At 59.5% G+C, this 12,440-nt stretch carries 15 protein-coding genes; 7 read left to right on the top strand and 8 right to left on the bottom strand.

The window, feature by feature from the left end:
* Positions 1-77 precede the first annotated feature (77 nt).
* Both recA and recX read left to right on the top strand, forming a co-directional pair.
* Positions 78-1,130, top strand: a complete 1,053-nt coding sequence (gene recA, locus J3P81_RS05730) for a recombinase RecA (protein ID WP_420764282.1) — start codon at positions 78-80, stop codon at positions 1,128-1,130.
* Positions 1,131-1,138: 8 nt separating this feature from the next.
* Positions 1,139-1,606 (top strand): recombination regulator RecX, encoded by a 468-nt coding sequence (gene recX / locus J3P81_RS05735; protein WP_420764283.1) that lies wholly within the window; start codon positions 1,139-1,141, stop codon positions 1,604-1,606.
* A 42-nt stretch (positions 1,607-1,648) separates the two neighbouring features.
* Here the strand turns inward: recX and J3P81_RS05740 are convergent, their stop codons facing one another.
* Positions 1,649-2,767 carry a TIGR00730 family Rossman fold protein gene (locus J3P81_RS05740; RefSeq protein WP_420764284.1) on the bottom strand — a complete coding sequence of 373 codons (1,119 nt, stop codon included), beginning with the start codon at positions 2,765-2,767 and terminating at the stop codon, positions 1,649-1,651.
* Between the two features lie 500 nt (positions 2,768-3,267).
* Here J3P81_RS05740 and J3P81_RS05745 point away from each other — a divergent pair, with 500 nt between their 5' ends.
* Entirely contained in the window at positions 3,268-3,462 is a 195-nt protein-coding gene (locus J3P81_RS05745; RefSeq protein ID WP_420764285.1) for a hypothetical protein, read from the top strand.
* Here the strand turns inward: J3P81_RS05745 and J3P81_RS05750 are convergent, their stop codons facing one another.
* A complete protein-coding gene (locus J3P81_RS05750; protein WP_420764286.1) occupies positions 3,463-3,885 on the bottom strand; it encodes a quorum-sensing-regulated virulence factor family protein in 423 nt (140 codons plus the stop codon).
* Between the two features lie 183 nt (positions 3,886-4,068).
* Between J3P81_RS05750 and J3P81_RS05755 the strand changes: the two genes are divergently transcribed.
* The 3 genes from J3P81_RS05755 to J3P81_RS05765 all read left to right on the top strand — a co-directional run bounded on the left by J3P81_RS05755 (position 4,069) and on the right by J3P81_RS05765 (position 6,116).
* Positions 4,069-4,812: a tRNA-uridine aminocarboxypropyltransferase gene (locus tag J3P81_RS05755; protein ID WP_434562590.1), complete on the top strand. Its 744-nt coding sequence runs from the start codon at positions 4,069-4,071 to the stop codon at positions 4,810-4,812.
* Between the two features lie 216 nt (positions 4,813-5,028).
* Positions 5,029-5,682: a response regulator transcription factor ErdR gene (erdR, locus tag J3P81_RS05760; RefSeq protein ID WP_434562592.1), complete on the top strand. Its 654-nt coding sequence runs from the start codon at positions 5,029-5,031 to the stop codon at positions 5,680-5,682.
* A 71-nt stretch (positions 5,683-5,753) separates the two neighbouring features.
* On the top strand, positions 5,754-6,116 hold the full coding sequence (locus tag J3P81_RS05765; RefSeq protein ID WP_420764289.1) for a diacylglycerol kinase: 363 nt from the start codon (positions 5,754-5,756) through the stop codon (positions 6,114-6,116).
* Position 6,117: 1 nt separating this feature from the next.
* On the opposite strand, the gene J3P81_RS05770 is transcribed toward J3P81_RS05765, so the two are convergent.
* Positions 6,118-7,044 (bottom strand): LysR family transcriptional regulator, encoded by a 927-nt coding sequence (locus J3P81_RS05770; protein WP_434562594.1) that lies wholly within the window; start codon positions 7,042-7,044, stop codon positions 6,118-6,120.
* Positions 7,045-7,166: 122 nt separating this feature from the next.
* On the opposite strand from J3P81_RS05770, the gene fpr reads away from it, so the two are divergent.
* Positions 7,167-7,946, top strand: coding sequence for a ferredoxin-NADP reductase (fpr, locus tag J3P81_RS05775; protein ID WP_003198368.1), 780 nt, complete (start codon positions 7,167-7,169; stop codon positions 7,944-7,946).
* Between the two features lie 207 nt (positions 7,947-8,153).
* On the opposite strand, the gene tsaA is transcribed toward fpr, so the two are convergent.
* From tsaA to rimO, 5 genes are all read right to left on the bottom strand, one after another.
* A complete protein-coding gene (gene tsaA, locus J3P81_RS05780) occupies positions 8,154-8,852 on the bottom strand; it encodes a tRNA (N6-threonylcarbamoyladenosine(37)-N6)-methyltransferase TrmO (RefSeq protein ID WP_434562596.1) in 699 nt (232 codons plus the stop codon).
* Between the two features lie 156 nt (positions 8,853-9,008).
* Positions 9,009-9,470 (bottom strand): DUF1456 family protein, encoded by a 462-nt coding sequence (locus tag J3P81_RS05785; RefSeq protein WP_420764291.1) that lies wholly within the window; start codon positions 9,468-9,470, stop codon positions 9,009-9,011.
* A gap of 55 nt (positions 9,471-9,525) precedes the next feature.
* Positions 9,526-10,236, bottom strand: a complete 711-nt coding sequence (locus tag J3P81_RS05790; RefSeq protein WP_420764292.1) for an rRNA pseudouridine synthase — start codon at positions 10,234-10,236, stop codon at positions 9,526-9,528.
* 81 nt (positions 10,237-10,317) lie between these two features.
* Complete coding sequence (locus tag J3P81_RS05795) at positions 10,318-10,791, bottom strand: GNAT family N-acetyltransferase (RefSeq protein WP_420764451.1); 474 nt, start codon at positions 10,789-10,791, stop codon at positions 10,318-10,320.
* A 251-nt stretch (positions 10,792-11,042) separates the two neighbouring features.
* Positions 11,043-12,383: a 30S ribosomal protein S12 methylthiotransferase RimO gene (rimO, locus tag J3P81_RS05800; RefSeq protein WP_420764293.1), complete on the bottom strand. Its 1,341-nt coding sequence runs from the start codon at positions 12,381-12,383 to the stop codon at positions 11,043-11,045.
* Positions 12,384-12,440 lie beyond the last annotated feature (57 nt).

The following is a 12,440-nucleotide window of genomic DNA, read 5'->3' on the forward strand; positions in this document are numbered from 1 at the left end:
CCCGATCGCTGTGGAATAATACTGGCTACTTATACAGGTGTTGGCCGTCAGGCCTTATTGATTACGTGAGGACTTTAATGGACGACAACAAGAAGAAAGCCTTGGCTGCGGCCTTGGGTCAGATCGAACGTCAATTCGGCAAGGGTGCCGTAATGCGTATGGGCGATCAGGACCGCCAGGCTATTCCCTCCATCTCCACCGGCTCCCTGGGCCTGGACATCGCGCTTGGCATCGGCGGCTTGCCAAAAGGTCGTATTGTTGAAATCTACGGTCCCGAATCTTCCGGTAAGACCACGCTGACGCTGTCCGTGATCGCCCAGGCTCAAAAAGCGGGCGCTACCTGCGCCTTCGTCGACGCCGAACACGCCTTGGACCCGGAATACGCCGGCAAGCTGGGCGTCAACGTCGATGACCTGCTGGTCTCCCAACCGGACACCGGCGAGCAGGCCTTGGAGATCACCGACATGCTGGTGCGCTCCAACGCAGTTGACGTGATCATCGTCGACTCCGTGGCGGCCCTGGTACCGAAAGCGGAAATCGAAGGTGAGATGGGCGACACGCACGTGGGTCTGCAGGCTCGCCTGATGTCCCAGGCCTTGCGCAAGATCACCGGTAACATCAAGAACGCCAACTGCCTGGTGATCTTCATCAACCAGATCCGCATGAAGATCGGCGTGATGTTCGGCAGCCCTGAAACCACCACCGGTGGTAACGCGTTGAAGTTCTACGCCTCGGTTCGCCTGGACATCCGTCGTACTGGCGCGGTGAAAGAAGGTGATGAGGTTGTCGGCAGCGAAACCCGCGTCAAGGTTGTGAAGAACAAGGTGGCATCGCCGTTCCGTCAGGCTGAGTTCCAGATCCTGTACGGCAAGGGTATCTACCTCAACGGCGAAATGATCGATCTGGGTGTGCTGCACGGTTTCGTCGAGAAGTCGGGCGCCTGGTATGCCTACAACGGCACCAAGATCGGTCAGGGCAAGGCCAACTCGGCCAAATTCCTGGCGGACAACCCGGAAGTCGCGGCAGCCCTCGAGAAGCAACTGCGTGACAAGCTGTTGAGCCCGGTGGCGGACGTCAAAGCCGTGGCCAACCGCGAGACTGCCGACGACCTGGCCGACGCTGATATCTGATTGATCCGATGACCGCCGTACTCGATACCCTCGTCGCGGTGCGGCGAGCTGCGATGGACCTGCTCGCCAGGCGCGAGCACGGTCGTGTGGAGCTGACGCGTAAACTGCGTCAACGCGGGGCTCCTGATGAGTTGATCGACGCCGCTCTTGACCGTTTGACGGAAGAGGGGCTGTTATCGGAAGCGCGGTACCTGGAGAGCTTCGTCTCTTATCGCGCCCGCTCCGGCTACGGTCCGATGCGCATTCGTGAAGAGCTTGGCCAACGCGGGTTGCAACGAGCGGATATCGAATCAGCCTTGCGCGAGAGCGGTATCGATTGGCAGCAACAGTTAGCCGAGACCTGGCGCCGCAAGTTTTCGGGACATTTGCCTATCGACATTCGGGAGCGTGCCAAGCAAGGGCGTTTCCTGGCGTATCGAGGCTATTCCATGGAAATGATCAACCGCTTGTTCAGTGGTCGCAGCATGGACGACTAAAAACGGCCCGCTATGTCGATAGCGGGCCGTTTTTTTATGGGCTCACGTTACCTTGATCGGCTCCCAAGTCAGGGGGTGGGCCTTGGCGGTGGGTTGGGCCCAGTTTTCCGGCAGGTTGATGTAGTCCACCAATTCCCTTAAACGACCGTGGTCACGGGCGTTGAACGTAAATGCCAATCGCGTCAGATGACTGAAGGGCGCTTCCTCGGGTTCTTCGCCGTTGTAAGCGTGCTGATGGAAACAGTCATTCAGGCACAGGTCGGCGAACTCGGCCTGCATTTGTTGCAGTGCTTGTTCACTGAGTTCGTGATTCATGCGGATCACGAACTGATGCTTGAGCCAGCGGCTGGAATGGAAGTTACGGTAGAACTGGTTGATTTCCTCCACAGCGTCCTCGGCGCAGTACACCAGGCGCATCAACTTCATGTCGGTCGGCAGGATGTAGCGGTTTTCCTCCAATTGTTCGCGGATAAAGTCCAGGGCGCTCTGCCAGAACTTGCCTCCGGGCACGTCCAGCAATACCACCGGTACCAATGGGCTTTTGCCCGTCTGCACCAGCGTCAGGACCTCCAATGCTTCGTCAAGAGTGCCGAAACCGCCGGGGCACAGCACCAAGGCATCGGCTTCCTTGACGAAAAAAAGCTTGCGAGTGAAGAAGAAATGGAACGGCAACAGGTTCTGCGTCCCTTCGACGGTCGGGTTCGCATGCTGCTCGAAGGGCAGGGTGATGTTGAATCCCAGGCTGTGCTCGCGGCCCGCGCCTTCATGGGCCGCGGCCATGATCCCGCCGCCTGCGCCGGTAATCACCATCATGTCTGACCGAGCCAGCGCCGCTCCCAGCTCCCGTGCCAAGCCATACAAAGGGTGTTCGATGGGCGTTCGGGCCGAGCCGAAGACCGTAACCTTGCGGCGCCCTTTGAATTGTTCCAGCGTTCGAAACGCATGTTCCAGTTCCCGAAGGGCCTGAAGCGTGATCTTGGCATTCCAGCGGTTGTGATCTTCCTGGGCCATGCGCAGCACGGTCAGGATCATGTCGCGGTAGATGGGGAGGTTGGGGCTGTTGGGCGATACCAGGTTGAGTTGCTCTTCGACCTTGCGGGTGAGGTCGTGGCCATGGCTCTCAAAATGACGGCTGAGCAGGTCATTCGGTTTGTAAGGCATTCAGCTTCTCCTTCTGAACAGGACCCCGGTCCTGACGAGAGATTCATCAGGGCCACGACACTTCCTGTGCCGTTGTGAGTCCGGGCGCGTGCCCGGGCGTAAACCTGGCTCGACGTAATCTGCAGCAAGGCGGCCAAGCCATCCAACGGGTCCTGCTGTTTCCCTTGGATGAAAAACGGTTGAACATCGCTTATTGGCGAGGGCAGCCTCTTTCTGCCCAGTAAAAACGATACGTTGAATCTAGCCTCTGGCGGTGAACTTCGCTGTCCAGATCATGGCGCTCGAATGTGAACGTTTGCAACATTTCCCCGTAGTCCTACGCTCATCGGTCGCTCGCGATGGGTTCAGTAATGACGTCGGACCGTACCGCTCGTCAGCTCACCGGCTGGGTGCGTACCGCTCTGATTTACTCCATAAAAGGCGTGCCAACGTAGTTCGACGTCCAGGGCTGGGCGTCCGCGCGATGAAATGCAGCATTGATGGGCAGGGAGGCGGGAGAAATGACCAGGGTAACGCTGGAGCTCGAAGGGCAGTTGTATTTGATGTTGTTGGAAGCGGCTCAAGCCAATCGGGTAAGCCTGGAAGAGGAATGTTGCCGTCGGCTGGAAGGTCGGGAATGGCGATCACGCTATTTGCAGGCGCTGGTGGCGGAACTGCGCGCCGACGAAGAGCAGCGGCGCGCGCGCGCGGGTTGATTATTTCTTGGTCTTGGCCGGTTTCGGGCAATCCGATTCCTGGAAACGTTCGCTGGCGACCGGACGGTTGGTCTTCACTTCGGTGAACTCGTAGCGCATGGTCGCGCCCTTGGCCATGAGTTTGCGGAACCCTGGATTGGTGCACACCGTGGAGCCCAGCTGGAAATAAACCGCCTTGGGATCCGCGCGCATTTTTTGCGCATGGCTGCTTTGGACGCTGAGATGGTTGATCAGCTCGGTGCCTTCGACGGTGTAGCCCTGGTCAAGAATGTCTTCGTTGATCGCGCGCGGCGTGCCGACACTGCTTTGCTTGGCAACGTTCTGCAGCATCTTGTTCAGTTCGAGTTCTTTCAGCGACGCAGCCTGAGCGCTGATGGACGTCGCCAGCAGAACGGCAACGGTTGGAACGATAAGGCGCAGCATGAAACTCTCCTGGTTCAGTAACTGGTGGTTCGACCGGTCACGTGACTGTGCGTTCAGTGGCGGCGATTATAGGGAAGCCCGGGTAGACGGTACAGGTTTGCGCGCTCTGGTAGACTGCCGGTCTTCATTGCCCTTGCGAGTGTGGTTCGTGTCAAGTTTTCCTGTCTGCGGGCGTTGCCCGCGATGAGCTGTGCTTCCAACGCCGTAGCCCGCTTGCGCGACCAACGCGTCGATGAAGGCATCAAGCCGCTCCAGGCCCGAGGGTGGCGCGCGCCCCGTTGTGGCGCCTGTCGAGTGATCGAGAGCCATTGCTTGTGTGCCTGGCGTCCGAGCGTCGAGACCCGTTCCGGCGTCTGCCTGATCATGACCAATAAGGAAGTCTTCAAGCCGAGCAACACGGGCTGGCTGATCGCCGATGTGGTACGGGATAACCATGCCTTCATCTGGTCGCGCACTGATGTCGATGAGCAACTCCTGGCTTTGTTGAACGATCCACAATGGCAACCGTACCTGGTATTTCCAGGTGAGTATGTCGAACCCTCCCGGGTAACCCACACGGTTGATCTGGCTCGGGGCAAGCGTCCCTTGTTCATCTTGCTGGATGCCACTTGGACGGAAGCGCGCAAGATGTTCCGTAAAAGTCCTTACTTTGACCGGCTGCCCATCTTGAGCCTGCTGCCCGACAGGCTGTCGCGCTATCGCTTGCGGCGCTCCACACGCAGTGAGCACCTGTGCACCGCCGAGGTCGCGGCGCTGTGCCTTGAGCTGGCGGGCGATAGCGACGCGGCGTCGGCCCTGGACGCCTATTTCGATGTGTTCAGCCAGCATTACCTGGGTGCCAAGCGTCAGCAGGAAGTGAACGTGTCGACTCCGGCCCATGCCGAACTGCTGCCCTTTGTCCGCTCGGCTCAGGCGGCGTTGGCCTAATAGTGGCCCATACTGGGTACAGCGGTGGCCGTGCAGCTTGACCACCCCGGTTTCGCTGGGCATGCTTGGCGCCGACCAGGGTGAGGCCGGAGTTTAAGACGCTGTGATTGGCGTTGAACGTGCCCCTGTGGATAACGCTGAATGGCGTTATCTTGAGTTGCATGGCGAGGCGCGAATGCATCGGGCCTGCCTTAAAAAAACAGGATCATTTGAAAAATGGCCACATACGAAATCCTGATTGCCGATGACCACCCGCTCTTTCGCAGCGCGTTGCATCAGGCGGTGACCCTGGGCCTTGGTTCGGATGTCCGGTTGACGGAGGTGGCCAGCATCGCGGAGTTGGAAGCCCGATTGGCGGAAAAGGCTGATTGGGACCTGGTGCTGCTGGATCTGAACATGCCCGGCGCGTATGGGTTTTCAGGGCTGGTCCTGTTGCGTGGGCAGTATCCGCAGATTCCCGTGGTGATGGTCTCAGCCCAGGAAGAAGCTTCGGTGATGGTCAAGGCCCGCGAATTTGGTGCCAGCGGGTTCATCCCCAAATCCAGCTCCCTCGAAATGATTCAACGGGCGGTTAAGGCCGTCCTCAGCGGTGATGTATCCTGGCCGCCGCAGGCGTTCGAGGCGGTGAGCGTGTCCGACGAGGCCAAGGCGGCCAGCGAAGGGCTCGCGAGCCTGACGCCCCAGCAGTTCAGAGTGCTGACCATGGTTTGTGAAGGTCTGTTGAACAAGCAGATCGCTTACGAACTGAATGTGTCAGAGGCCACCATCAAGGCTCATGTTACGGCGATCTTTCGTAAATTGAATGTGCGCACCCGGACCCAGGCTGCCTTGTTGTTGCAACAACTTGAGTCAATTTCGCCGCAGTCGTAGCGCCTGAATTCACGCTTTTTTGACTGCAATTACAGTAGCTTCTCCACTCCTATCGATCAGTTGCCCACTCTATGTCTCCTTTCAAAGGCCAAACCGGCCTGAAACGCATCCTCAATGCCTCCGGCTATTCCCTGGACGGGCTGCGTGCAGCTTTCGTCGGCGAAGCGGCGTTCCGTCAACTGGTCCTGCTTAACGTCATCCTGATTCCGTTGTCGTTTTTCCTGAACGTGAGCCGCGTGGAGCAGGCGCTGTTGATAGCGGTGTGCCTGCTGGCCTTGATCGTGGAGTTGCTCAACTCGGCGGTAGAGGCGGCGATCGACCGTATTTCCCTTGAGCTGCACCCCTTGTCGAAAAATGCCAAGGACATGGGCAGCGCGGCCCAACTTGTCGCCCTGACGATGATTGCCCTGGTCTGGGGCCTGGTGCTGCTCTGATTCAAGCGATGGCAGGCAGGACGATCTCGTCGCTGCGCTGGACCCCAGCGGTGAAGGCCCGGCAGAGGTCGAGGAATTCACGCATGGCCGAGGTCTGGTATTTCTGTTTGTGCCAGATGAAATAAAACTGCCGCGCCAGGTCCATGTCCGGGGTTTCCACGGCCACGAGGCTGCCGCGACGGAAAGCATCACGCAACGCCAGGCGCGAAATGCAGCCAATGCCCAGGCCCGATTCCACTGCTCGCTTGATCGCTTCGGTGTGTTCCAATTCCAGGCGGATGTTCAGCGCGCTGCGGTGGTGGCGCATGGCCTGATCGAAGGTCAGCCGCGTACCTGAACCCTGCTCCCGCAAAATCCACGCTTCATGGGTCAATTGCTCCATGGTCGCCTGACCACGCTTGGCCAGTGGATGCTGGGGCGCGCAGAACACCACCAACTCATCCTCGACCCAGCTCTGCACCTCAATGTCCGGATGGCTGCAATCGCCTTCGATTAGACCCAGATCAATTTCGTAATGGGCGACCTGGTGCACGATATTGGCAGTGTTTTGCACGTGCAGCTTCACCTGGCTTTCGGGATGGCGCTGCATGAATCCGCCGATCAGCAGCGTCGCCAGGTAATTGCCGATGGTCAGCGTGGCCCCGACCGCCAGCGAACCGAAGCCGGACTTGCCGTTGAGTAAGTCTTCGATCTCTTTGGCCTGGTCCAGCAGTGCCACGGCCTGGGGCAGCAATTGCTTACCCAAGGCGTTGAGGCTCAGGCGCTTGCCGGCGCGGTCGAACAATTGGCAGCTGGATTGACGCTCCAATTCAGTGATGGAAGTGCTGGCGGCCGACTGCGACAGATTGAGCAAGCCCGCGGCACGGGACACGCTTTCCTGCTGGGCGACAGCGACGAAGACTTGAAGTTGCCGTAGAGTAAATCGCATATCGATATAACCGATAACCCTTATCTTAATAATCCATTTAACAGATATTGTCGCCGCCATTAGAATGCGATGCAATTGCGCAGATTACCGGCGCCGGCATCATTTCCAGGAGTCCCCCGTACATGAGCAACATGAACCACGAGCGTGTCCTCAGTGTTCATCACTGGAACGACACTCTGTTCAGCTTCAAGTGCACCCGCGATCCGGGCCTGCGCTTCGAGAACGGTCAGTTCGTGATGATCGGCCTGCAGCAGCCCAACGGCCGCCCGCTTATGCGCGCTTACTCGATTGCCAGCCCGAACTGGGAAGAGCATCTGGAATTCTTCAGCATCAAGGTCCCTGATGGTCCGCTGACTTCCCAGTTGCAGCACTTGAAGGAAGGCGACGAGATCATCATCAGCAAGAAGCCCACCGGCACGCTGGTGCTGGACGACCTCAAGCCTGGCAAGCATTTGTACCTGCTCAGCACCGGTACTGGCCTGGCGCCTTTCATGAGCGTCATCCAGGACCCGGAAACCTACGAGCGTTTCGAAAAAGTGATCCTGTGCCACGGCGTGCGTTACGTCAATGAAGTCGCCTATCGCGAATTCATCACCGAGCACCTGCCACAGAACGAGTTCTTCGGTGAAGCGCTACGCGAAAAGCTGATCTACTACCCCACCGTGACCCGCGAGCCGTTCGAGAACGAAGGTCGCCTGACCGACCTGATGCGCAGCGGCAAGTTGTTCCGCGACATCGGCCTGCCGCCGATCAACCCGCAAGACGACCGCGCGATGCTGTGCGGCAGCCCAAGCATGCTCGACGAAACCAGCGAAGTGCTCAACAGCTTCGGCCTGACCGTTTCGCCGCGTATGCGTGAGCCGGGTGATTACCTGATCGAGCGCGCGTTTGTAGAGAAGTAAGCTTCGGCATTTGCGGTGGCTGACCGACCGCCATCGCGAGCAGGCTCGCTCCCACACTGGATATGTATGACCACAACTTTGGTGGTCGCTGCAAATCAGTTGTGGGAGCGAGCCTGCTCGCGACGGCAGCGACTTGGTCCAACTGACAGACCATAAAAAGCCCGCGCCGCCTGATGAAGGCCGCGCGGGCTTTTTCGTTTCCGGGTTTTATCCAGCCGTAGGAACGACTTCCAACACCCGAATCACCCCCGGCTCCGGGTAATGCCAGCGCACGTCCAGATCCCAGAACCGCGCACCGTATTCCCGTTCAGCTGTAGGAACCTGATACGCCGGGCGTGGGTCTTGGGCCAGGCATTGTTCGATCAGCTCCACCAAGGGCTCTTCGAGGCGCCTTGCGTGGTCGCGTGCCTGAAGCAGGGCAGAGTCCGCCCATTGCACTGGAATCAACTCAGGCGCGGCGCTGGCGATCCTGTTGGAGGCCAAGTCGATGATGTCCGCGTAGGGGACGTAGGGCTTGATATCGAGCACGGGTGTGCCGTCCAACAGGTCGATGCCCGAGATCCACAGTCGAGCGGCCTCCACCCGTTCCAGCTTCACCACCGACTGGCCGATACCGTTGGGGCGATGGGTGGCTCGGGTGGCGAAGACGCCCATGGATTTATTGCCACCCAGGCGCGGCGGCCGTACTTTCAATCGTGGCTTGTCTTCCAGGGCTTGATGGAACAGGAACAGCAACCAGACATGGCTGACCTGCTCCAGACCCTGCACGGCCTCGCCCTGGTCGAACGGCGCCACCAGCTCTAACACACCGCGCGCGGCCGGGGCCAGTTGTGGTTGGCGCGGAATGGCGAACTTCTCCTTGAAGCAGGAGCGGACGAAGCCGATGGGGGAGACGTTGTAGGTCATAAGCTGGGGATCAAGGCAGGGTTGAAAGGGCATCATAGCGCGGGCGGTTGGTCTTGCCGTTTATGGCGGGGGCTTTTGTGGCGAGGGAGCAAGCTCCCTCGCCACAAAAGCTCTGCCACCATCAGCAGCGCTTCAAGAAATGACAGCCCTTCGGCATTAGCCGCGAACGCGCAGCGTCAGGCCCTTGAGGAAGTTGCGCAGCAACTGGTCGCCACACGGCCGGTAGTTGGTATGGCCAAACTTGCGGAACAATGCGCTCAGTTCCGGCTTGGACACCGGGAAGTCGGCGGCCTTGAGGATGGCGTGCATGTCGTCTTCCTTCAGCTCGAAGGCCACCCGCAGCTTCTTCAGGATGATGTTGTTGGTCACCGGCACTTCGATCGGCTGCGGCGGACGGCTTTCGTCCTTGCCGCGCTTGAAGATCACCAGCCCGTCGAGGAAATGCGCCATGACCAGGTCGGGGCAGAACACAAAGCCTTCTTCTTCATCTTTCTTGAGGTAGCCGGCCAAATCTTCCAGGGAGATTTCCAAGCCGCCCAGCTTGATGATCTCGACGACTTTTTTGTCGCTGATGTCGAGCATGTAGCGCACGCTGCGCAGTACGTCGTTGTGAATCATGTGTGCAATCCTGATGAAGGCAGTGGGCGCCCCGGTTCGGTGCGGCGCCGGAAAATTAGAATTTCTCTTTGGCGGACAAGTAGCGCCATTGGCCCAACGGCACCTTGCCGATCGACACGCCGCCTATGCGGATGCGGCGGATGGCAACGACCTTGAGCCCGACGGCCTGGCAAAACAGCGCGATAACGCCCGGTTGCGGGTTCTTCATGGCGAAGCGCAGGCGGTTCTCGTTCTGCCAGCTGGCCTTGACCGCCGGCAATTCCTTGCCTTTGTAGGTCAGGCCGTGGTTCAAGCGATTGAGACCGTGGGCGACCATCTCGCCCTCGACTTCCACCACATACTCCTGCTCGATCTTGGCCGCGTCGGCGGTGAGCTTGCGCAGGATTTTCCAGTCCTGGGTGAATACCAAAAGGCCGCTGGCGCCAGCCTGCAAATCGGCGCTGGCGGTCAGGCGCAGGAAGTGGCCCTTGAGCGGGCGCTTGCCGAAGCGATGTTCTTCGCTCAAGGTCTGTGGCCCCAGGGTTGCCATTGCCGCGTCGACATCCATGCCAGCCGGGACGTTCAGCAGGAGGGTCACAGGCTCTGGCGCGGTGGCCTTGGCTTGGGGGTCGAGTTCGACCTTTTGGGTGGTGACCTTGAACTGCGGTTCATCGATGACTTCGCCGTCCACGGTGACCCAGCCGCCCTCGATGAACAGCTCAGCCTCCCGACGGGAACAGCCGACGAGTTCGATGAGACGCTTGGAGAGACGAATCGGGTCAGTCATGACGGGGCCGTAACAAAAAGGGGTGGGCATTGTACCTGTCTGGCGCCGGTTAATCGCGGGTCCATTTGCCTCATGCCGTTTTTAGCCGCGCCCCGCTTTCAGATCGGGCTGCTTGTAGCGCATATGCAGCAGCGGGTAGGGCTGGTCCATGCCATCCTTTGCCGAGCGACCGATAACTTCGAACCCTTGCTTGAGATAAAAGCCAAGGGCTTGCGGGTTCTGTTCGTTGACGTCCAGTTCATCGGCGTTCAGGTGTTCAATGGCATAGCGCAGCAATTGTTTGCCCAGGCCTTGGCCGCGATGCTCGGGGTCGATGAAGAGCATTTCGATCTTGCCAGCCGCGACCCCGGCGAACCCTGTGATGCGCTGGCGTGAATCACGGGTGCAGATGAGCATCACCGCGTCCAGGTAACGGGTGAGCACCAGGTTTCTGAGCAGTTCGATATAACTGTCGGGCAGGAAATCATGGGTGGCCCGTACCGATGCCTCCCAGACCCGGGTCAGTTCCTGATAATCGCTCGGTTTCGGTGTGTGGATGACCGAATGCTGGCGCATGTCCGCCTGTTCCTTGTGGTGGAGTTTACTTGTCTGCATACGATAGCCGTAAAAAAGCCCTGCTTCTTGTTACAGAGCAGGGCTTCAGAAAGTTTTTTTTAGAGGCGGCGATTGGCTGGCAAACAACCTGTGGCGAGGGAGCTTGCTCTCGCTCGATTGCGTAGCAATCGCAAGGATAGGGCTACTTCGTAGCCCAGCGGGAGCAAGCTCCCTCGCCACAAAAGCCTATTCGGCTTGAGTCCGGGCCTGGATCAACCGATCTGCTCAGCCCACAAGTCATACTCGTCGGCGTCGGTGACCTTGCACCAGACCTTGTCGCCCGGCTTGAGATTGCTGCCGTTGTCGATGAACACGTTGCCGTCGATTTCCGGAGCATCGAAGAAGCAGCGGCCGACGGCACCTTGTTCGTCGACTTCGTCCACCAGCACTTCGATCTCACGGCCGATGCGCATTTGCAGGCGCGCCGAGCTGATGGCCTGCTGGTGCGCCATGAAGCGCTCCCAACGGTCCTGCTTGACGTCATCCGGCACCACGTCCAGGTTCAGGTCGTTGGCCGGTGCGCCTTCGACGGGCGAGTACTGGAAGCAGCCGACGCGGTCGAGCTGGGCCTCGGTCAGCCAGTCCAGCAGGTACTGGAAGTCTTCTTCGGTTTCGCCCGGGAAGCCGACGATGAAGGTCGAGCGGATGATCAGCTCGGGGCAGATTTCACGCCAGTTCTTGATGCGCGCCAGGGTCTTGTCTTCGAAAGCCGGGCGTTTCATGGCCTTGAGAACTTTCGGGCTGGCGTGCTGGAACGGGATGTCCAGGTACGGCAGGATCTTGCCGGCGGCCATCAGCGGGATCAGCTCGTCGACGTGCGGGTACGGGTAGACGTAATGCAGGCGGACCCAGACACCGAGGGTGCTGAGGGCTTCGCACAGTTCGGTCATGCGGGTTTTCACCGGCGCGCCGTTCCAGAAGCCGGTGCGGTACTTGACGTCGACGCCGTAGGCGCTGGTGTCCTGGGAAATCACCAGCAATTCCTTGACGCCGGCCTTGACCAGGCGCTGGGCTTCGTCGAGCACGTCGCCCACCGGACGGCTCACCAGTTTGCCGCGCATCGAGGGGATGATGCAGAAGCTGCAGCTGTGGTTGCAGCCTTCGGAAATCTTCAGGTAGGCGTAGTGACGCGGGGTCAGCTTGATGCCTTGTGGCGGCACCAGGTCGATCAGCGGATTGTGGTCCTGGCGCGGCGGCACGACTTCATGCACGGCGTTGACCACTTGTTCGTACTGCTGCGGCCCGGTCACGGACAGCACGCTCGGGTGCACGTCGCGGATGTTGCCTTCTTCCACACCCATGCAGCCGGTCACGATGACCTTGCCGTTTTCCTTGATGGCTTCGCCGATCACTTCAAGGGATTCGGCCTTGGCCGAGTCGATGAAGCCACAGGTGTTGACCACCACCACGTCGGCGTCCTGGTAGGTGGACACAACGTCATAACCTTCCATGCGCAGCTGGGTCAGGATGCGCTCGGAGTCGACCAGCGCTTTCGGGCAACCCAGGGATACGAAGCCAACCTTGGGATTGGCTGGCGCGGTAGTGGTGGACATGTCTAACCTCGGTGTAGGGGGATCGTCTCTTGCGGAGACAGGGCGCCTGACGCGCCT

The sequence above is a fragment of the Pseudomonas sp. R1-6 genome (assembly GCF_051132115.1).
GTDB lineage: Bacteria > Pseudomonadota > Gammaproteobacteria > Pseudomonadales > Pseudomonadaceae > Aquipseudomonas.

What these genes read in the sequence shown, in the direction of transcription:
- recA (WP_420764282.1), top strand. Translation starts at nt 78, where the DNA reads ATGGACGACAACAAGAAGAAAGCCTTGGCTGCGGCCTTGGGTCAGATC.
- recX (WP_420764283.1), top strand. Translation starts at nt 1,139, where the DNA reads ATGACCGCCGTACTCGATACCCTCGTCGCGGTGCGGCGAGCTGCGATG.
- J3P81_RS05740 (WP_420764284.1), bottom strand. Translation starts at nt 2,767, where the DNA reads ATGCCTTACAAACCGAATGACCTGCTCAGCCGTCATTTTGAGAGCCAT.
- J3P81_RS05745 (WP_420764285.1), top strand. Translation starts at nt 3,268, where the DNA reads ATGACCAGGGTAACGCTGGAGCTCGAAGGGCAGTTGTATTTGATGTTG.
- J3P81_RS05750 (WP_420764286.1), bottom strand. Translation starts at nt 3,885, where the DNA reads ATGCTGCGCCTTATCGTTCCAACCGTTGCCGTTCTGCTGGCGACGTCC.
- J3P81_RS05755 (WP_434562590.1), top strand. Translation starts at nt 4,069, where the DNA reads ATGAGCTGTGCTTCCAACGCCGTAGCCCGCTTGCGCGACCAACGCGTC.
- erdR (WP_434562592.1), top strand. Translation starts at nt 5,029, where the DNA reads ATGGCCACATACGAAATCCTGATTGCCGATGACCACCCGCTCTTTCGC.
- J3P81_RS05765 (WP_420764289.1), top strand. Translation starts at nt 5,754, where the DNA reads ATGTCTCCTTTCAAAGGCCAAACCGGCCTGAAACGCATCCTCAATGCC.
- J3P81_RS05770 (WP_434562594.1), bottom strand. Translation starts at nt 7,044, where the DNA reads ATGCGATTTACTCTACGGCAACTTCAAGTCTTCGTCGCTGTCGCCCAG.
- fpr (WP_003198368.1), top strand. Translation starts at nt 7,167, where the DNA reads ATGAGCAACATGAACCACGAGCGTGTCCTCAGTGTTCATCACTGGAAC.
- tsaA (WP_434562596.1), bottom strand. Translation starts at nt 8,852, where the DNA reads ATGACCTACAACGTCTCCCCCATCGGCTTCGTCCGCTCCTGCTTCAAG.
- J3P81_RS05785 (WP_420764291.1), bottom strand. Translation starts at nt 9,470, where the DNA reads ATGATTCACAACGACGTACTGCGCAGCGTGCGCTACATGCTCGACATC.
- J3P81_RS05790 (WP_420764292.1), bottom strand. Translation starts at nt 10,236, where the DNA reads ATGACTGACCCGATTCGTCTCTCCAAGCGTCTCATCGAACTCGTCGGC.
- J3P81_RS05795 (WP_420764451.1), bottom strand. Translation starts at nt 10,791, where the DNA reads ATGCGCCAGCATTCGGTCATCCACACACCGAAACCGAGCGATTATCAG.
- rimO (WP_420764293.1), bottom strand. Translation starts at nt 12,383, where the DNA reads ATGTCCACCACTACCGCGCCAGCCAATCCCAAGGTTGGCTTCGTATCC.